General features: G+C 65.8%; 19 protein-coding genes. 10 read left to right on the top strand and 9 right to left on the bottom strand.

All coding sequences use genetic code 11. The annotated features are described in order from the left end of the window. Positions 1–24 precede the first annotated feature (24 nt). Positions 25–1,155: a two-component system response regulator gene (locus tag DNK89_RS09690; protein WP_110959927.1), complete on the top strand. Its 1,131-nt coding sequence runs from the start codon at positions 25–27 to the stop codon at positions 1,153–1,155. A 32-nt stretch (positions 1,156–1,187) separates the two neighbouring features. On the opposite strand, the gene DNK89_RS09685 is transcribed toward DNK89_RS09690, so the two are convergent. After that, positions 1,188–2,141 (bottom strand): inositol monophosphatase family protein, encoded by a 954-nt coding sequence (locus tag DNK89_RS09685; protein WP_043565586.1) that lies wholly within the window; start codon positions 2,139–2,141, stop codon positions 1,188–1,190. A 175-nt stretch (positions 2,142–2,316) separates the two neighbouring features. Here DNK89_RS09685 and DNK89_RS09680 point away from each other — a divergent pair, with 175 nt between their 5' ends. Further along, the gene (locus DNK89_RS09680; protein ID WP_110959926.1) at positions 2,317–3,129 is read left to right on the top strand and encodes an RNA methyltransferase; all 813 of its coding nucleotides are present in this window, start codon (positions 2,317–2,319) and stop codon (positions 3,127–3,129) included. A 36-nt stretch (positions 3,130–3,165) separates the two neighbouring features. Further along, complete coding sequence (gene cysE / locus DNK89_RS09675; RefSeq protein WP_110959925.1) at positions 3,166–3,948, top strand: serine O-acetyltransferase; 783 nt, start codon at positions 3,166–3,168, stop codon at positions 3,946–3,948. Positions 3,949–3,990: 42 nt separating this feature from the next. Here the strand turns inward: cysE and DNK89_RS09670 are convergent, their stop codons facing one another. The 3 genes from DNK89_RS09670 to yjgA form a co-directional block, all read right to left on the bottom strand. Next, positions 3,991–5,019 carry a hypothetical protein gene (locus DNK89_RS09670; protein WP_110959924.1) on the bottom strand — a complete coding sequence of 343 codons (1,029 nt, stop codon included), beginning with the start codon at positions 5,017–5,019 and terminating at the stop codon, positions 3,991–3,993. Between the two features lie 70 nt (positions 5,020–5,089). Then, on the bottom strand, positions 5,090–5,695 hold the full coding sequence (gene mog / locus DNK89_RS09665) for a molybdopterin adenylyltransferase (protein ID WP_110959923.1): 606 nt from the start codon (positions 5,693–5,695) through the stop codon (positions 5,090–5,092). Further along, complete coding sequence (yjgA, locus tag DNK89_RS09660; RefSeq protein ID WP_015015181.1) at positions 5,688–6,359, bottom strand: ribosome biogenesis factor YjgA; 672 nt, start codon at positions 6,357–6,359, stop codon at positions 5,688–5,690. Before yjgA ends, mog begins: the two co-directional genes overlap by 8 nt. 66 nt (positions 6,360–6,425) lie before the next feature. Here yjgA and pmbA point away from each other — a divergent pair, with 66 nt between their 5' ends. Then, the gene (gene pmbA, locus DNK89_RS09655) at positions 6,426–7,868 is read left to right on the top strand and encodes a metalloprotease PmbA (RefSeq protein ID WP_110959922.1); all 1,443 of its coding nucleotides are present in this window, start codon (positions 6,426–6,428) and stop codon (positions 7,866–7,868) included. 116 nt (positions 7,869–7,984) lie between these two features. On the opposite strand, the gene DNK89_RS09650 is transcribed toward pmbA, so the two are convergent. Continuing rightward, on the bottom strand, positions 7,985–8,746 hold the full coding sequence (locus DNK89_RS09650; RefSeq protein WP_110959921.1) for an NAD(P)-dependent oxidoreductase: 762 nt from the start codon (positions 8,744–8,746) through the stop codon (positions 7,985–7,987). A gap of 242 nt (positions 8,747–8,988) precedes the next feature. Between DNK89_RS09650 and DNK89_RS09645 the strand changes: the two genes are divergently transcribed. The 3 genes from DNK89_RS09645 (at position 8,989) to DNK89_RS09635 (ending at position 10,470) form a co-directional block, all read left to right on the top strand. Beyond that, a complete protein-coding gene (locus DNK89_RS09645) occupies positions 8,989–9,522 on the top strand; it encodes a helix-turn-helix domain-containing protein (RefSeq protein WP_110959920.1) in 534 nt (177 codons plus the stop codon). After that, entirely contained in the window at positions 9,522–9,947 is a 426-nt protein-coding gene (locus DNK89_RS09640) for a VOC family protein (RefSeq protein WP_110959919.1), read from the top strand. Before DNK89_RS09645 ends, DNK89_RS09640 begins: the two co-directional genes overlap by 1 nt. Before the next feature lie 382 nt (positions 9,948–10,329). After that, the gene (locus tag DNK89_RS09635; RefSeq protein ID WP_238990754.1) at positions 10,330–10,470 is read left to right on the top strand and encodes a hypothetical protein; all 141 of its coding nucleotides are present in this window, start codon (positions 10,330–10,332) and stop codon (positions 10,468–10,470) included. Positions 10,471–10,492: 22 nt separating this feature from the next. Here DNK89_RS09635 and DNK89_RS09630 read toward each other — a convergent pair whose 3' ends face one another. Continuing rightward, positions 10,493–11,389 carry a LysR family transcriptional regulator gene (locus DNK89_RS09630; RefSeq protein ID WP_110959917.1) on the bottom strand — a complete coding sequence of 299 codons (897 nt, stop codon included), beginning with the start codon at positions 11,387–11,389 and terminating at the stop codon, positions 10,493–10,495. Between the two features lie 73 nt (positions 11,390–11,462). On the opposite strand from DNK89_RS09630, the gene DNK89_RS24250 reads away from it, so the two are divergent. Then, positions 11,463–11,687, top strand: a complete 225-nt coding sequence (locus DNK89_RS24250; protein ID WP_153064276.1) for a hypothetical protein — start codon at positions 11,463–11,465, stop codon at positions 11,685–11,687. A gap of 86 nt (positions 11,688–11,773) precedes the next feature. On the opposite strand, the gene DNK89_RS09625 is transcribed toward DNK89_RS24250, so the two are convergent. Next, entirely contained in the window at positions 11,774–12,883 is a 1,110-nt protein-coding gene (locus DNK89_RS09625; protein ID WP_110959916.1) for a tartrate dehydrogenase, read from the bottom strand. 124 nt (positions 12,884–13,007) lie between these two features. On the opposite strand from DNK89_RS09625, the gene DNK89_RS09620 reads away from it, so the two are divergent. Beyond that, positions 13,008–13,952, top strand: a complete 945-nt coding sequence (locus tag DNK89_RS09620) for a LysR substrate-binding domain-containing protein (protein WP_203422240.1) — start codon at positions 13,008–13,010, stop codon at positions 13,950–13,952. 89 nt (positions 13,953–14,041) lie between these two features. Here DNK89_RS09620 and DNK89_RS09615 read toward each other — a convergent pair whose 3' ends face one another. Continuing rightward, positions 14,042–14,488 (bottom strand): GatB/YqeY domain-containing protein, encoded by a 447-nt coding sequence (locus tag DNK89_RS09615; RefSeq protein ID WP_015015172.1) that lies wholly within the window; start codon positions 14,486–14,488, stop codon positions 14,042–14,044. 213 nt (positions 14,489–14,701) lie between these two features. After that, complete coding sequence (gene rpsU, locus DNK89_RS09610) at positions 14,702–14,914, bottom strand: 30S ribosomal protein S21 (protein ID WP_007833691.1); 213 nt, start codon at positions 14,912–14,914, stop codon at positions 14,702–14,704. Between the two features lie 309 nt (positions 14,915–15,223). Between rpsU and DNK89_RS09605 the strand changes: the two genes are divergently transcribed. Further along, positions 15,224–18,484: an EAL domain-containing protein gene (locus tag DNK89_RS09605; protein WP_110959914.1), complete on the top strand. Its 3,261-nt coding sequence runs from the start codon at positions 15,224–15,226 to the stop codon at positions 18,482–18,484. Positions 18,485–18,494: the final 10 nt, after the last annotated feature.

Below are 18,494 nucleotides of genomic sequence, written 5' to 3'. Positions count from 1 at the left end.
ACGGCACTTACGCAGGACATTTGCATGGACAACGCGCCTTTTGCCTCCAGCCCGGCGACCTTGGTAGATAAGCCGATTGCCACCGTGCTCGTGGTGGACGACACGCCCGAAAACCTCACCCTCATGGGCAGCCTGCTGCGCGAGCATTACCTGGTCAAGGTGGCGAACCATGGCGAGAAGGCGCTCAAGATTGCCCAGTCGGCCACGCCGCCCGACCTGATCCTGCTGGACATCATGATGCCCGAGGTGGATGGCTACGAGGTCTGCCGCCGCCTGAAGGAGGCACCCGCCACGCGCGACATCCCGGTGATCTTCCTCACGGCGCGCTCCGATACCGACGACGAGCGCATGGGGCTGGCGCTGGGCGCGGTGGACTACATCACCAAACCCATCAGCCCGCCCATCCTGCTGGCCCGCGTCAACACGCACCTGGCGCTCAAGGCCACGGCCGACTTCCTGCGCGACAAAAGCGCTTATCTGGAGCGCGAGGTCGCCATGCGCACGCTGGAGGTGCAGGCCATCCAGGACGTGACCATCATGGCCATGACCTCGCTGGCCGAGACGCGTGACAACGAAACCGGCAACCACATCCGCCGCACCCAGCTGTATGTGAAGACGCTGGCCGAGCGCCTGCGCCACCACCCGCGTTTTGAGCATCTGCTCAACGACCGCATGATCGAGCTGCTCTACAAGTCGGCCCCGTTGCACGACATCGGCAAGATCGGCATCCCCGACAGCATCCTGCTCAAGCCCGGCAAGCTCACGGTGGAAGAATTTGAGGTGATGAAGACCCACACCACGCTGGGCCGCGACGCGATCGAAGAAGCCGAGCGGCGCCTGGGCATGCGTGTGGCGTTTTTGAGCGTGTCCAAGGAGATCGCCTACAGCCACCAGGAAAAGTGGGACGGCTCCGGCTATCCACAGGGCTTGGCGGGCGATGCCATCCCGGTGTCGGCCCGCCTGATGGCCGTGGCCGACGTGTACGACGCGCTCATTAGCAAGCGGGTGTACAAGCCCGCGTTTTCGCACGACCAGGCCTGCAGCACCATCGTGCGGGGCAAGGGCACCCACTTCGACCCTGACATGGTGGATGCGTTTGTGGACATTGCGGAAGACTTCCGCAGCATTGCGCAGAAATATCCAGACCCCGCCTAGCGCCTCGCGCCAAAGGGCGAGGGCACGGAAGATCAGAACGGCGCGTCTTCGCCCTTGGCGGCGTCGGCCTGCGGGGCGGCTGGTTCTGCTGCATCCGCGCCTTCGTTAGTGTCTTGGGTCTCGGTGGCTGGCGCATCGGCTGCAGCCGCCTGGCGCACAGCCGCCTTGTCGCCAGCGCTCGCAAACTTGCTGTACTTGCCCAGGATGGGCACCAGCTGGCCGTACACGCGGGGGTTGCCCGCCAGGCACTCGCGCTGCTCCAGGAAGTCGGCTTCGCCCGTGAAATTGCCCACCAGGCCGCCGGCCTCCGTCACCAGCAGCGAACCCGCTGCCACGTCCCAGATCGACAGACCGGTTTCAAAGAAGCCGTCGGTGAAGCCCGCAGCCACATAGGCCAGGTCCAGCGCAGCGGCGCCGGGGCGGCGCAGGCCGGCGGTGCGCTGCATCACGTCGGCCATCATGTTCAGGTAGCTCTTGAAGTTGTCGCCCGGGCGGAAAGGGAAGCCTGTGGAGATCAGGCAGTCCTTGAGCTGGGTGCGCTTGCTCACGCGGATGCGGCGCTCGTTCAGGAAGGCTCCGCGGCCCTTGGTGGCGGTGAACAGGTCGTTGCGGGTGGGGTCGTACACCACGGCCTGCTCGATCTTGCCCTTCACGGCCAGCGCAATGCTGATGCAGTACACGGGGAAGCCGTGGATGAAATTGGTCGTGCCGTCCAGCGGGTCGATGATCCAGACGAACTCCGAATCCCTCGCGCCGTATTCCTTGCCCGACTCTTCCGCCAGGATGCCGTGGCCGGGGTATGCCGTCAGCAGCGTCTCGATGATGATCTTTTCGGAGGCGTGGTCCACCTCGGTCACAAAGTCATTGATCTGCTTTTGCGAGATCCGCACCGATTCCACGTCCAGGGCCGCGCGGTTGATGATGGCGCCGGCGGCGCGTGCAGCCTTGATGGCCACGTTGAGCATGGGGTGCAGAGTAGACGACATAAATTGTGGTGGTTGGCAGCGCACGGCCAGGGTGGCGCGAGCGTCTGCGTACAGGATGAGCGGGGAGGTCCGACCCGTCCCGGCGATGCGGGCGGCGACAATAGAGGGCAGGATTTTACCCGCAGAGCCCTTTTTTGCCTAACCGGCCGCTTTCTCCCTCTCGCCCCGCCCGTCCATGAAGACCCGTTTTGTCCTGATCAACACCAGCCACGCCGGCAATGTGGGCGCCGCCGCCCGTGCCATGAAAACCATGGGGTTTGACGACCTGGTGCTGGTCGCTCCACGCTGGGCCAACGTGCTGCGGCGCGAGGAAACCATCCAGCGCGCCAGCGGCGCCCTCGACGTGCTGAACAACGCTCGCATCGTCGCCACATTGGACGAAGCACTGGACGGCATGAGCCACCTGTGCGCCACGGCCATGACGCCCCGCGACTTCGGCCCGCCGACGGCCGCGCCACGTGCCCACTTTGAAATGCTATTAAAAAGTGAGCTGCTCAGGCATGAAGCACTATCGCAAGAGGCCCAAAACCCTTCAAATCCATCCGGCGACACGCCTGCAGACCCGTGCGCGGCCCCGCAAGCCGGCGTGGCCTTTCTCTTCGGCTCCGAGCGGTTTGGCATGACCAACGAAGACGTGTACCGCTGCCATGTAGCGCTGTCGATTCCCACCAACCCCGGCTTTGGCTCGCTCAACCTGGGAGCCGCCATTCAGGTGATCGCCTATGAGTGGCGCCAGGCATTGGGCGGATTTGCGGTGCAGGACGCGACCCCGCCGCGCACGCTGGCCGATGCGGCGCAGGTGGCGGGCATGCTGAGCCACTGGGAGCAGGCGCTCACCTCCATCGGCTTTCTGGACCCGGCCGCGCCCAAGAAGCTAATACCCCGCCTTAACCAGCTTTTCAACCGCGCGCAGCTCAGCCCTGAGGAAATCCACATCTTGAGAGGTGTCGCCAAAGCCATGATCGAGACGGCGCAGGCGAAACGATAGACTGTGCAGCCCATTTACAAATAACCATAACAACCAATGTTCGCCCGCCTGCGCTCCGATATCCAGTGCATCCTCGACCGCGATCCTGCCGCGCGCAGCACGTGGGAGGTGATCACCTGTTATCCGGGCCTGCATGCGATCTGGCTGCACCGCCCCGCGCACTGGTGCTGGCACCACGGCCTCAAGTGGCTGGGCCGCTTCATCTCGCACTTTGCGCGCTGGTTCACCGGTATCGAGATCCACCCCGGCGCCAAGATCGGCGAGCGGGTGTTCTTCGACCACGCCATGGGCGTGGTGGTGGGCGAGACCGCCGAGATCGGCGACGGCTGCACCATCTACCAGGGTGTGACCCTGGGCGGCACCTCGCTGTACAAGGGCACCAAGCGCCACCCTACGCTGGGCAAGGACGTGGTGGTGAGCGCGGGCGCCAAGGTGTTGGGCGGCTTTGAGGTGGGTGATGGTGCCAAGATCGGCTCCAACGCCGTGGTCATCAAGCCGGTGCCTGCAGGCGCCACGGCGGTGGGCATCCCGGCGCGCATCATCCCGTCCAAAGAGGGGCAGAGCGCCGACGTGACCGAATCCCAGCCGGCGCGCAAGTTCACCGCTTACGGCATCACGCAGGAAGACGACCCGCTTTCGCAGGCCATGCGCGGCTTGATCGACAACGCCTCATCGCAAGAGCATCAGATTGCGCTGCTGTGGCAGGCGATCGAAAAACTCTCGGCCGCCAACCAGCAGGCCAAGGACTGCGTGCCTTGCGACGCGGCGATCAAGGAACAGTTCGAGGCGGGCAAGCTCAACGAGCTGGTGGGCAAGTAGTCCTGCAGCGAGTTGGGTGCTGGGCCGCCGCGACACCTGCGGCTATCGCTTCTCGTAGAAGGCGATCAGCGGCGGATCAAAAGCGGCATGGTCGAGTTGCCATAGTCCCAGAGGGCCCCGCAGAAAAGGTATCTGGTAGTCACTGCCTGGGGGAAACTGATCCCAGTACTCCCGTGCGCGCGGGAAGTACATGCGGGGCAGGCCCAGGGACGGGTCGACCGGTTCCAGCCGCATGGCGGAAGTCACGCGGTAGGTATAGGCCTGCGTCGGTCCGTCTGCAAGCCATTGGTCCACGCGCTTGGCGGCGGGCAGTGCAGCGCCCAGCGCCGCGAGGGCGACGAAGGTGCCCACCACCATGGATTCCCGGGCGGGGACTCCCCCGCGGTTCATGAAGAGGTAGCACGACAGCAGCAGAACGCCGGCCCCAGCAGCTGCGCCCAGTGGTAGCAGGGGGCTTACCAGCATGTTCAGCAACTGCGCATCGGTCAGTTCGAAGCGGCTGATGACGAAGGTGTCGATCAGGCTGAAAAGGAAAAGCGCGAAGAACGCGGCCACCATGCTGATGCTGCGGGGGTTCTTCTCCAGGGCAAAGTCCGTGGTCTGTTGCTCGTCAAGTGCGTAGTCCGGGAAGGCGCTGCGAAATATGTCTGACAGCGCCTCGCGCGAAGGCAGCGCGTACATGCCGGTATCCGCACAAAACAACAGCGCCCCGCGCGGGGTGTTCAGCTCGGCCCAATACAGGTTGCCCGCGCGCAGGTGCCGGTTACCAAGCCATTGCACGCTGGCGCTGGCCTTGTCGATAGACGATTCGAATGGGCGGTGGCCCTTCAGCCAGAAACCTTTGATGCGCAGTGTCTCGCCGTCGTCAATCAGCACACCCTTGGCTTCAAACGGCATGATGCGCAGCCAGCTCTTATAGAAACCAGGCCGTGCCAGATTGATGCGCCAGTAGTGCTGCCCCTTCAGGCCTTGCACCAGCGCATCCTGCCGCTGTTTCATGCTGCGGTTTCGCCAGTACAGGTAGCCAAGCAGGACCAGCAGCGGCAGATGGACAAGCCAGAGGTATTTCATAGCAGGTCCGCACTGCTACCGATGCGTACTGAGAAAGCGTATAGCGCCACAGTGTCGGGCTGTCCGGCGATCAGTTGGATGTGCGCGGTGCGCGAATCGCCGTCTTGGGCCGGAACGCCTTGCACACCTCATCGCGTGTTTCCAGGTAAGGCCCGCCGATCAGGTCGATGCAGTAGGGCACTGCAGCAAAGATACCAGGCACGATCTGCTTGCCGTCGGCGTCCTTGAGCCCCTCCAGCGTCTCGGCAATCGCCTTGGGCTGGCCGGGCAGATTGATGATGAGGCTGTTTCCCCGGATCACTGCCACTTGGCGCGAGAGGATGGCCGTGGGAACGAACTTCAGGCTGATCTGGCGCATCTGCTCGCCAAAGCCGGGCATCTCCTTGTGCGCCACAGCCAGCGTGGCCTCGGGCGTTACATCGCGCAGTGCGGGGCCGGTGCCACCCGTGGTCAGCACCAACGCGCAACCGGCGTCCACCAACTCGATCAGCGTGGCGCTGATGCCGGCCTGTTCATCGGGGATCAGACGCGGCTCGAAGGTGATGGGGTTGTGCAGCGCACGCGTGAGCCAGTCCTGCAGTGCGGGCAGGCCCTTGTCTTCATAAACGCCAGTGCTGGCGCGGTCGCTGATGGAGACGATGCCGATCTTGACGGCGTCGTGGACGGCTTCACTCATCGTCGTTGTCCTCGTCGGTGTCGCCGGCATCTGCCGTGCCGGTGCCGCCCAGGTGCTCGCGCACCAGCTGGAACAGCTCGCGGTACGCACGGCCCTTGCGGGGCGCCAGGCCTTGCGAGACCTGGACATTGGCCTCTTTGCCTGCGGGCTGTGCGTCCTTGCGCGCCTGGCGGATCAGCGCGCGCAGCTGCTGGGTGTCGGTGGTGGGGTGCTCGGCCATCCAGGCGGCCAGCGTGTCGTCATCGGCGATCAGGCGGTCGCGCCATTGTTCGGCCAGGTGCAGCTGCAGCTTTTCGGTGGCAGAGCCCTTGTGCTGCTCTTCCAGGGCCTGTCGGGCGGCCTGCACCAGCTCGGGTTCGAGCTTGCGCATGAGCTTGCCCACGTACTGCATCTGGCGGCGCTTGCCTTCAAAGTTGGTGATGCGCTTGGCCTCGGCCAGCGCCTCCACCAGCTTGTCGGGCAGGCCCACGGCGTCGAACAGGTCGGCGCGCAGGGTCAGCAACTCCTTGCCCAGGTCCTGCAGTTCATCGCTCTCGCGCTTGAGATCGGTGCGGCTGGCATCGGGCGTGCCTTTGAGTTCGGCCTTGAGCTGAATGTCCAGTTCACTGCCTTCGGCAACGAACTGGCCTCGCACAAAGTAGCCTTTTTTGGGTTTGCGTGACATGGGTGGTGGGGGCAAAAAACGAGTGGCGCAGAGCGCGCCACAGTGGCAAGTATCATAGCTGCCGCTATGAACAAACCCTCGAATCGCGCCCCGCGCACCCCTGGCGCGCTGGCCGCCGCGCCCGCAGCCGCCTCCTCTCGCACCCCTGACAGCGGCTTCAGCTACAGCCGCCCGTTTTTTGAAGAGCTGGTGGACCGCGCCCTGGCGCATGCCAAGAAGCTGGGCGCCACCGACGCAGGCGCCGAGGCGTCCGAAGGCTGCGGCCTGTCGGTCAGCGTGCGCAAGGGCGAGCTGGAGAATGTGGAGCGCAACCGCGACAAGTCGCTGGGCGTGACGGTCTACATCGGCCACCGCCGGGGCAACGCCAGCACGTCGGACTTTTCTACCAAGGCCATCGAGCAGACCGTACAGGCTGCCTACGACATCGCCCGCTTCACCGCCGAAGACCCCGTGGCGGGCCTGCCCGATGCCGACGACATCGCGCCCGCAGACACGCACCGCGACCTGCAACTCTTCCACCCCTGGGCCATCACCAGCGAAGAGGCCGCAGAGATGGCCAAGGCCTGCGAAGCCGCGGCGTTCAAGACACACCGCCGCATCACCAACAGCGAAGGCGCAGGCGTGTCGGCCCAGCAAAGCCATTTCTTCAGCGCCCACACGCGCGGCTTTCGCGGCGGCTATGCCAGTTCGCGCCACAGCTTCTCGGTGGCGCCCATCGCATCCCTGCCCGGCAAGAACGGCGAGATGCAGCGCGATGCCTGGTACAGCTCCATGCGCAACGCGGCCGACCTGGCATCGCCCGAGGCCGTGGGTCGCTATGCCGCGCAGCGCGCGCTGAGCCGCCTGGGCAGCCGCAAGATCCCTACCACGCAATGCCCCGTGCTGTTTGAATCGACCCTGGCCGCGGGCCTGCTGGGCGGTTTTGTGCAGGCTGTCAGCGGCGGTTCGCTGTACCGCAAGAGCAGCTTCTTGCTCGACTCGCTGGGCAAGATGGTCTTCCCCAAGCACATCGACATCCTGGAAGACCCGTTCATCCTGGGTGGCAAGGGCAGCTCGCCGTTTGACGAAGAAGGCGTGCGCGTGGCGCCGCGCAAGGTGGTACAGGGTGGCCGTGTGCAGGGCTACTTCCTCAGCAGCTACTCGGCCCGCAAGCTGGGCATGAAGACCACGGGCAACGCCGGAGGTTCGCACAACTTGGTGATGACCTCGCGCCTCACGCAGGCCAGCGACAACCTGGACGCCATGCTGCAAAAGCTGGGCACCGGCCTGTTTGTGGTGGAGCTGATGGGCCAGGGCGTGAACTACGTGACGGGCGACTATTCGCGCGGCGCCAGCGGCTTCTGGGTGGAGAACGGCAAGATCGCTTTCCCCGTGCACGAGATCACCATCGCGGGCAACCTGAAAGACATGCTCAAGGGCATCGAGGCCGTGGGCGCAGATGCTTACAACTACGGTGCCAAGACGGTGGGCTCCATCCTGGTCAACCGCATGAAGGTGGCGGGGAGCTGATCTTTATGGCTGCCGCAGGCGGATGCTGCAAGTTGCTGATGTGAGGCAAGTTTCGGCAGCTTTCCTGCCTCCCAGGCCCTCGTGACTGCGAGGGCCTTTTTTCATGGAGGTCTGCGTCAGCTGGCACTGCGGGGTTTGGCCGCCCAGGTGTCTTTCTTGCCGCGCATGCCCACGGGCAGAGCGAGGCCGACGCGGTGCCGGGACATCGCGTCCCGGGGCACAAGATGGGCCAGCATCAGCGCCGCTGCATCGGCATAGGGCACGATCATCTGCGGCACCTTTGACGCAAATAGCAGCAGCAACAGCGGGCTGGGGAGCTTGCCTGCAAAGGACGGCACAGCGACCGGCAGCTGGTCCGCAGCAATGCGCAGCCGGTCGATGCCGAGCGCGGCTTGGTCCACCATCGGCCCGGGGCACAGCAGCCGCCAGTCAGTGGGGGACGTGTTCAGGCGCTCAAAGTTCTTCCGGTGCGGCCAATAGGTGTCGCGCACCTTGGGCAGTTCAACCCCCCGGCGGCCTGTCTGGCCGATGTCGAGCACGGCGGCGCCCGCCATGAACCAGCAGATCGGCCGCTCGGAAGGCGCCAGGGATTCCACACTGGAAACTACGCGGTCCACAAGCTCGACAAAAGCGCGGCCTTCGGTGACCAGCCCCGCGCAGTTGATCAGTGCCTCGTGGCCCCGGACCAAGTCGGCCAAAGCGCCGGTGGCTACCGTGCCCAGGTCCACAGGGTGCACCGTGATGCGTGACCGCAGGTCCGGGGGCAGCTTGGCGGGGTTGCGCACGATGACCGATACCTGGTGGCCGGCTGCCACAGCCTGCTGCAGCACGTGGCGGCCGAGGGAGCCCGTGGCTCCCAGGATGAGAAGACGCTTCATGGTGGATGGTTCGCGAAGAGATGAATGATGGGGGCTGCCGACGGCCGGGCGGCCATCGACGGGCGATGCCGCGATGATTCCATGCCCTTGTCTCGGCAGCACCCGCAGCGGGTGAGGCCCATCGCGAAGACGGTGACTTTGTTCACGGTGCTTGTGTTCACCTGTGGTGCCTCGCAAGTCTTGCCTGCCTCTGTACCGGCGGTGCAGGAGTGCCGCCAGACAGGCGATATGCTGCACCCACCATGCCCTCCGTGCCCCCGAAGCCCCCAGTCAAAGGCGAAGCCGCCCACCCGATTGCGCCCCAAGACCCGGCGCTTTTGCGCCGCCTGTTGCGCGCCAAGGACCACATGGACGCTGCGTCGCACGAGGCCTGGCCAGTCCAGCGGCTGGCGGAGGTGAGCGGCGTCTCGGAGGCGCATTTCGCCCGGTCCTTTCGGCAGGCCTTTGGCATCCCGCCCCACCGCTACCTGCTGACACGCCGCATCGAGCAAGCCACCACGCTGCTGCGCGACACGGACCTGCCCATCACTGAGATCGCGTTTGCCACCGGCTGGGAGAGCCTGGGCACTTTTGGGCGCACCTTCCGTGACATCACGGGGCACAGCCCCAGTGTGGTGCGCCAGCAGGCCCAGGCCACTGTGGAGCCACGGGACAAGGTGCCCGCCTGCGTTTTGAAGGCTGCGCAACGTCCCGACCTCATCACCGCAGTTTCGGAGAAGCGCCGCCGCCAGGCCGCAGGTACAAAGCCGACATCAGCAACGAACCAGGAGATCTGATGACGACGAACCAAGGCATTGGTGTGGTGGGCGTGTATGTGGACGACCAGGACGAAGCGCTCGCGTTTTACGTGGGCAAACTCGGGTTTCGCGTGCACACGGACGTGCGCAACGGGCCCTACCGCTGGCTGACGGTGCAGTACCCTGACCAGCCGGGCTTTCAGCTGGGCCTGTTCAGGCCCGGCCCACCGATCCATGATGAAGCCACAGCGCAAACTTTGCGCGCGATGGTGGCCAAAGGTGCCATGCCTGCGCTGGTGCTCCATGTGGCGGACTGCCGCGCGGACTATGCCCGACTGCGGGACTTGGGTGTGGAGTTCACACAGGAGCCCGTGGACCGGTACGGCAACGTGGACGCAGGCTTTCGCGACCCGGCGGGCAACGGCTGGAAGATGATCCAGCTGGCCGCTGGAGGTGCGCAATGAGCGCCGGTGTGGGCATCCGGCGGTTTCATCGCTGGGTGTCGATGGCATTCGCGCCAGGGCGTGCCACCCTTCAATTCCCCCGCGCGCTGGCCGCGCAATGCGGATGGATGCGCGAAGGGGGGCGCAGCCAATAGCTGGCTATTGGCAAGCCACCTGACAAAGCAGACGCCGCATTGCGCAGCCAGCCCGAAAGGAAAGCCATCCAGGCCGCGCATTGCGTCGTTGTCCTTCGCTTGTGTAGCGGGGCTACACGGCACTCAGGGCGCCTAGCACTGCACGGCCTGGATGGCTTTCGCGTGGGGGAATTGGAGGGTGACACGCCCTGGCCGTCATCGCCAATTTTGTGGTCCGTGCTCAGAGGGGAGGCCACCCGCCGGACTGGGTGACCTATACGCCCCTGCCGCCGCTGGCGCTGCTGTTGTTGACGGGCCTGTACCTGTTCGTGCAGCCCTACCTGCAGCGGCTTGCTGCCGGGTCTTCTGCCCGGCCTGCCCAGGGCGCCCAGGGCTTGCCGCCCGCGTGACGGCGCGCGGTGTGCTCCACCATCACTCTGCGAAATCTTCAAAGTCCGCCAGTAACTCCAGCACGCCCTCCACGGCGGGCGAGGGCGGCGGCTGGTGGCGGTGCGCCACGGCCATGGGGCGCATCAGCGGCGGCTGCAGGGGGCGGATCTGCACGCCGGGCGTGCCCTGCAGGTCTTCCACCTCTTCCATCGGTAGCAAGGCGGCACACTGGCTGGCCACGGCCAGGCTTTTGAGGGCGCCGGGGTAGCTCAGCGCCAGAAACGGGCGCGGGTGATGCCCCGCTTGGCCAAACCAGTTGGCGATCAGCCCGTGCATCTGCGTGGCGGGCGCAAAGGATGCCCAGCGGCGGCTAGCCAGCCAGTCGGGGCCGATACGGTCGGGTGCCTCCCACGCGGCGGGCAGCAGGGCCACCATGGGGTCGTTGCGCCAGGGTGTTTGCTTGACTTCGGCCAGCGGGGGCTGGGGGCTGGCGACGATGGCAATGTCCAGCGTGCCCGCCTTGAGGCGCTGCATGGACTCGGCCGAGCCCACGGCCTCCAGGCGGATTTCAACGCCGGGGCTGCGCGCTGCCAGCGCCTCCAGCATGCGTGGCAGCAGCCGGGTGCTGACGCCCGCCGACACGCCTACCCGCACCATGCCTTCGCGGCCGGATGCGTGGCGCCGCACGCGCTCCACCAGGTCATCACTGGCCAGCAGCAACTGGCGGCCCTCGCGCACCAACACCTCGCCTGCGGGGGTGAGGTCGGCCTGCCGCCGCCCGCGCACCACCAGCTCGGCGCCCAGGCGCGATTCCAGTTCCTTGATGTGCATGCTCACGGTGGGCGGCGCCAAGTGCAGCGCCTGCGCGGCGGCGGCAAAAGTACCCAGGTCGGCGATGGCGATCAGGGTCTGCAGCTGGTCGAGGTTCAGGTTACGCATCAGGATTTGTGAAGTGAATCGTCATTGAATTCAACTTTACAGATGGTAAGCCCGGCGAGAGCATTGCGGGGCCATGAAACACCCGCAGTCCTCCACCACCGCCGCCAGAGCCGTTTCCAATCCCCACCTGGTGGGCCGCCAGCGACCCGCGCGATCGGTTGCCGTGGTCTTTGTTCTGCGCGCCCTGCAGGGAGCCATGGCGGGCGCGCGCAACGCCAGAGACCGTTTGGCGGCTGCTGCGGCGCGTGCCGAGCAGCGCGTCACCGAGCAGTTCAAGGTGCCTCCAGGAGGAGGGTGAGAGCCATTTTTGAATGGAATGAGCGTATAGCGCAGGTGTTTCATGCGCTGGTAGCTATTAATTCAGGAGTGATTGGCCGCCAGGCGTCATTCAGTCTGTGCACTCACTCTCGCCGCGATGGCCTCACCCACCTGCGTCGTGCTCGCCGTGCCGCCCAGATCGGGCGTGCGCGGACCGCTCTTGATCGTCTCTTCGATGGCACTCACGATCGCATCGTGCGCCTGCCGACCTGCGCCCTGGCCGTGGGTGAGGAAGTCCAGCATCAGCGCACCCGACCAGATCATGGCAATCGGGTTGGCGATGTTTTTGCCGTAGATGTCGGGCGCTGAGCCGTGCACGGGCTCGAACAGGCTGGGGAAGTGGCGCTCGGGGTTCAGGTTGGCCGAGGGGGCCAGGCCAATGGTGCCGGTGGTGGCGGGGCCCAGGTCGCTCAGGATGTCGCCAAACAGGTTGGTGGCGGCCACCACATCAAAGCGGCCGGGCTGCAGCACGAAGCGGGCGGTAAGGATGTCGATGTGCTGCTTGTCCAGCGTGACCTCGGGGTAGCCCTTGGCCACATCGTCGGCGCGCTGGTCCCACCAGGGCATGCTGATGGCGATGCCGTTGCTTTTGGTGGCCAGGGTGACGTGCTTTTTGGAGCGGCTTTGGGCCAGGTCGAAGGAGAACTTCAAAAGGCGGTTGGCGCCGTGGCGGGAGTAGACCGACTCCTGGATCACGATCTCGCGGTCGGTGCCTTCGTACATCACGCCACCCAGCGAGGTGTATTCGCCCTCGGTGTTCTCGCGCACCACGTAGTAGTCGATGTCGCCCGGCTGGCGACCGGCCAGGGGGCAGGGCACGCCTTCGAACAGACGCACCGGGCGCAGATTGATGTACTGGTCGAACTCGCGGCGAAACTTGAGCAGCGAACCCCACAGCGACACATGGTCGGGCACGGTGGCAGGCCAGCCGACGGCGCCGAAGAAGATGGCGTCCATGCCTGACAGTTGCGCCTTCCAGTCGTCCGGCATCATTTTTCCGTGGGCCGCGTAGTAGTCGCAGCTGGCCCAGTCGATGGTGGTGGTTTCGAGGGCGATACCAAAGCGTTTGGCAGCGGCCAACACCACGCGCAGGCCTTCGGGCATCACCTCCTTGCCAATGCCGTCTCCGGCAATGAGGGCGATACGGTAGGTTTTGGCGGGGGCGGAAGAGGTCATCAAGCGGTCCTTGCAATGGCGTCGGGGATGCGGCTGCAGGGCGCAGCCAGCGGTATGGCGTGCATTGTTCCCAGCGCTGCCGATAACTACAATCCGCCAACTGTGGCTTCATCTTTCACACTTCGTGCATAAAAATCCTGCAGCGGAAGACCTGCGCGTGTTCACGGCCGTGGTGCGCAAGGCGAGCTTTGGCGGCGCCGCCACCGAGCTGGGCACCTCACCCGCGTACGTCAGCAAGCGCGTTCGCCTGCTGGAGCAGGACCTGCAGGTCAAGCTGCTGCACCGCACCACCCGCCGCGTGGCGGTGACGGAGGAGGGCGAGCGCGTCTTCCACTGGGCGCAGCGCATTCTGGACGACATGGAGCAGCTGATGCAGGAGGTCGCGGTGACGCGCAGCGAGCCGCGCGGACTGCTGCGGGTGAGCAGCAGCTTCGGTTTTGGCCGCCAGATCGTGGCGCCCGCGCTGTCGCGGTTGGTGGAGCAGCACCCGGGGCTGCAGGTGCGCCTGGAAGTGTTCGACCGGCTGGTGGATGTGGCGGGCGAAGGGTTTGACCTGGACGTGCGCGTGGGCGACGAAATTGCGCCGCACCTGATCGCCCGCCGCCTGGCCGACAACCACCGCGTGTTGTGTGCAGCGCCTGCCTATCTGCAGCGCAAGGGCTCGCCGCGCACGGTGGCCGACTTGGCCGCGCACGACTGCCTGGTGATCAAGGAGCGTGACCATCCATTTGGCGTGTGGCGCCTGCGCAGCGGTGCGCAGGAAGAGTCGGTCAAGGTGCGTGGCCCGCTGTCGGCCAACAACGGCGAGATGGCCGTGCAGTGGGCGGTGGATGGGCGCGGCATTGTGCTGCGCTCGTTGTGGGATGTGGGCGCGCACCTGCAGACCGGGCGCCTGGTGCAGGTGCTGCCGCAGTGGCAGCAAGAAGCCAATGTGTGGGCCGTCTACCCCACGCGGCTGGAGCGCTCGGCCAAAGTGCGGGTGTGCGTGGAGTTTTTGCAGGCGCTCTTTCGCGACGGGTGGGCGTCGCGCAGCGCAAAGACCGGTGTGGGCGCAAACGCCTCGGTTTGAAGCAAAAATAGCTGTCAGCGCACGTCTCACATGCGCTGACAGCTATCAAAAAGATACCGGTTGTGCCGTGGGCACGACCGCAGGGGCGATCAGCCCGCCAGTGCCGCTTTCACGGCGGCCGACACCTGGCCCATATCGGCCTTGCCCGCCAGGCGGGTCTTGACCACGCCCATCACCTTACCCATGTCGCCGGGGCCCGAGGCGCCCACTTCGGCCACGATGGCCTTGACGGCGGCCAGCGTTTCTTCGGCCGACATGCGCTCGGGCAGGTAGGCCTGCAGCACGGCCATCTCGGCCTTTTCCTTGTCGGCCAGGTCCTGGCGGCCCGCGCCTTCAAACGCTGTGATGGAGTCCTTGCGCTGCTTGATCAGCTTGTCCACGATGGCCACGACGGCGGCGTCGTCCAGGGTGATGCGCTCGTCCACTTCCTTTTGCTTCATCGCGGCCTGCAGCAGGCGGATGGTGCCCAGGCGCTCGCTGTCCTTGGCGCGCATGGCGGTTTTCATGTCTTCGGTGATCTGGTCCTTGAGGCTCATGGCGGCTTCCTTGGTTGGTTTTAGACAAGAACAGGGGTTGGCCAAAAGGCTTTCTGGCTAGGCGTCAACGCCGCAGACAGTAGTGCTGCTACGGCAAGGCGTTGCAACGACGCCAGAAAGCCTTTTGGCAAACCCCAAAAACAAAAACCCGCGCTTGGCGTCCCTAGCGCGGGTTTGTCGGCACTCCGTATCAGGACGGTGCCAAAGCGGTACTTAGTACAGCTTCTTGGGCAGTTGCATGCTGCGAACGCGCTTGTAGTGACGCTTCACGGCAGCAGCCTTCTTGCGCTTGCGCTCGGCGGTGGGCTTTTCGTAGAACTCACGGGCGCGCAGGTCGGTCAGCAGGCCGAGCTTTTCAATGGTGCGCTTGAAGCGGCGCAGGGCAACGTCAAAGGGTTCGTTTTCTTTTACGCGGATCGTAGTCATTAGCTAATGTTTTCCAAATGGTGCCTGCAGAGGGGCTTGGGGAGATCGGGCCTCAAGTCCGTACAAAGCGGTTTCCCCGTCTGTAACTAGTATTTGGCCGACGGGGCATTGCCAGCAAAGCCGGAGATTATAGCCTTTATCCACGCCCATGGCGCAAGGGGTGGGCGTCTGCCTGTGGGCAGGGCGCTGGGCGGGCTGCTTTCAGACGGACTGCACCGCAATGGCGCGGAAGTTGCTTCATGTTGTAACACTCCTAATCACCGGTGGGGAGCCCTGGCCATCCGCCCAGGCAGCCCCGCCGCAGACACCATGGCATTCATGCACCGCGTATCGGGTTGGCTGGGCCGGCTCAGTGTGGGCCGCAAGCTCATGCTCATCTATCTGCTGGACCTGACGGCGGTGATCTACGTCTCCAGCATCCTGATCCACGAAAAGTACCTGGCGATCGACTTCACGCGCAAGGAAGTGGTGGGCACGACCTATGCGGCGGTGGTGCGCGATGGGCTGATGGGGCAGTTTCTGGACGCGTCGCAGCAGCCGCCCCTGGTGGCCGACGTGCTCACCCGGCTGGAGGCGGTGCGCGCGGCCCACGACGAGCAGCTGCGCACCGCCGATGTCGCCCAGCGGTTTGGCGTGGCGCTGCAGCAGCTGGCGGGGCCGCCCCCGGGGGGCTCGCCCACCGTCGATCCGCAGACGCTCACCCGCCAGCGCAGCCAATTGCTGCGCGAGGGGCGCGAGCTGCTCACCACGGTGGGCAACCAGTCCAACCTGATTCTGGACCCGGACCTGGACAGCTACTACGTGATGTCGCTGGTGGTGCTGCGGTTTCCCGAGCTGTTGCAGGCGGTGCATGACACCGTCAGCTTCCTGAACGCGGCGCCCTCGCGGCGCGGGCCGCAATGGTCGTCCGAGCTGCTGACGCTGGTGGGGCGGCTGGATGCGGTGATGCTGGGCATCGAGTCGGACTACAACCAGGCGTTCATCGCGGGCTCACCCGAGATGCGGGCCGCGCTGGTGCGCCAGCGCGAGGCGCTCAAGGCGGCGCAGGAGGGCTTTCAGGCCTTGCTGCAGGGCATTGCATCGGGCGAGTCGCGCCTGACGGTGGCGCAAGTGGGTGTGCAGGAGGCCCAGGTGCTGGGCGCGCTGCGCGATGCGTGGTCGGTGGGCATTGTGGACCTGGAGCGGTTGCTGAACCAGCGCGCCGACAGCCTGTTTGCCCGCATGTGGCTGCACCTGGGCACGGCGCTGGTGCTGCTGGGTTGCATCCTTTCGCTCGTTACCCTGGTCGCGCGCCAGATCGCCAAGCCGCTGCAGCAGCTGGCCCGTGTGGCCGACGAGGTGCGCAAGAGCGGCGACCACACGTTGCGCGCGCAGTGGAACAGCCGCGACGAGATCGGCCGCCTGGTCACTGCGTTCAACGAGATGCTGTCGCAGCTCGACCGCGACCGCCTGTTGCAGCAGGAGCTGGCCGCCAGCGCCCGCGCGGCCGAGGCGCAGCGCGAGCTGGTGGAGGCCTTCCCCATCCCCATGGTCGTCACGTCCATCCCCGAGCACGAGGTGCTGCACTCCAATGCGCCCGCCGCCCACTGGCTGGGTGGCCGCAAGACCGACCCCTGGGCCGTGGGGCTGGAGCCCGGCGTGCGCGCGCGCTTCTTCCAGCGCCTGGCGGACCAGGGCTCGGTCGATGAATTTGAAGTGCGCTGGAAGGGCAGCCCCGAGCCCTCGTGGGCCGTGCTGTCGGCGCGGCGCCTGCAGTTCCAGGGGCGCGACTCGGTACTCACGGCTTTCACGCCCATCAACGTGCTCAAGGTGATGGAGCAGCGCCTGGAGCTGTGGGCCAAGGTGTTCGAGGCCTCGTCCGAGGGCATCATCATCATGAACGCCGAGCAGCAGATCATCAGCGTGAACAAGGCGTTTTGCCGCAGCACGCACTACGACTTCTACGAGGTCATTGGCGAGGACCTGGGCTTTCTGCTGGAAGAGTCGGGCACTGAGCCGCTGTCCGCGCAGATCCAGCGCACCATGCTCGACAAGGAGTCGTGGCAGGGCGAGGTGCGGTTTCGCCGCCGCTCGGGCGAGACCTACCCGGCCTGGCTCATGGTGTCAGCCGTGCGCGAGGGCAAGGGCGGTGCGGTGGCCAACCACATCGGCATCGCCATCGACATCACCGACCGCAAGCTCAACGAGGAGCGCATCCAGTTCCTGGCGCACCACGATGTGCTCACCGAGCTGCCCAACCGCTCACTGTGCGTGCAGCGCCTGCAGATGGCGCTGGCGCAGGCCCCCATTACCGGCGAAAAGGTCGCGGTGCTGTTCATCGACCTGGACCGCTTCAAGGCCATCAACGACACGCTGGGCCACCACATTGGCGACGGCCTGCTGCGCTCGGTGGCTGCGCGCCTCACGCAGGCCGTGCGCAGCCGCGACACCGTGAGCCGCCTGGGCGGCGACGAGTTTGTGGTGGTGATGCGCGACGTGGCCGGGCGCGAGGATGTGCAGCAGCTGGTAGAGCGGCGGCTGATCCCGCTCATCCGCCAGAGCCATCCGGTGGAAGGGCACGAGCTGAATGTGTCCTGCAGCGTGGGCATCGCCGTCTACCCCGAGGATGGCAGCGACATCGACGAACTCATGCGCCGCGCCGACGCAGCCATGTACGAGGCCAAGACCACCGGCCGCGACATGGCGCTGTTCTATTCGATGGAGACCGACCAGCGCGCCGTGGCTCGCCAGACCATGGAGCAGCAACTGCGCCGCGCGCTGGAGCGCCACGAGCTGAGCCTGCACTACCAGCCCCGCCTGAGCGCCCAGGGTGCCCAGCTGCTGGGCGTGGAGGCGCTGCTGCGCTGGACCAGCCCGGTGCTGGGCTCCATACCGCCCAGCGAGTTCATCCCCATCGCCGAAGAGACCGGCATGATCCGCGCCATCGGCAGCTGGGTATTGCAACAGGCGTGCGAGCAGTGGGTGCGCTGGCAGCAGCTGGTGCTGGACGCGGGCGTGGGCGATGCCGCATCGCTGCACCCGCTGGCCCGGGTGTCGATCTCGGTCAACTTGTCGGCTGCGCAGATGTCCGACCCCGCGCTGGTCACCGACATCGAGGCGCTGCTGCTGCGCACCGGCATGCCCGCGCACCGGCTGGAACTGGAGATCACCGAATCCCAGCTGATGGACAACGCCCATGCGGCCGAGCAGCAACTGGCGGCGCTCAAGGCGCTGGGGGTGCAACTGTCCATCGACGACTTTGGCACTGGGTATTCCAGCCTGGCCTACCTCAAGCGCTTTGACATCGACCGCCTCAAGGTGGACAAATCCTTTGTGCGCGACATGCTCGCCAACCCTGCCGACATGGCCATCACCCGCGCCATCATCGCGCTGGGCCACACACTGGGGCTGCGCATCGTGGCCGAGGGCGTGGAAGACCTGGCCACGGCCCAGGTGCTGAGTGCGCTGGATTGCGAGGAACTGCAGGGCTACCACTTCAGCCGGCCGCTGCCCGTGCCGGAACTGGAGGCCTGGGCCTGCCAGCACCAGCCCTCGGGCGCGCCGGTGCGGGAGGCCGCTGTGCTGGCCTGATGGACTTTTA

Origin of the sequence: Acidovorax sp. ST3 (genome assembly GCF_003231145.1) — a bacterium.
In the GTDB taxonomy this organism is placed as follows: domain Bacteria; phylum Pseudomonadota; class Gammaproteobacteria; order Burkholderiales; family Burkholderiaceae_C; genus Acidovorax.
The sequence above is the reverse complement of the archived record's forward strand: the minus strand, read 5'-3'. Positions and strand labels throughout refer to the sequence as shown.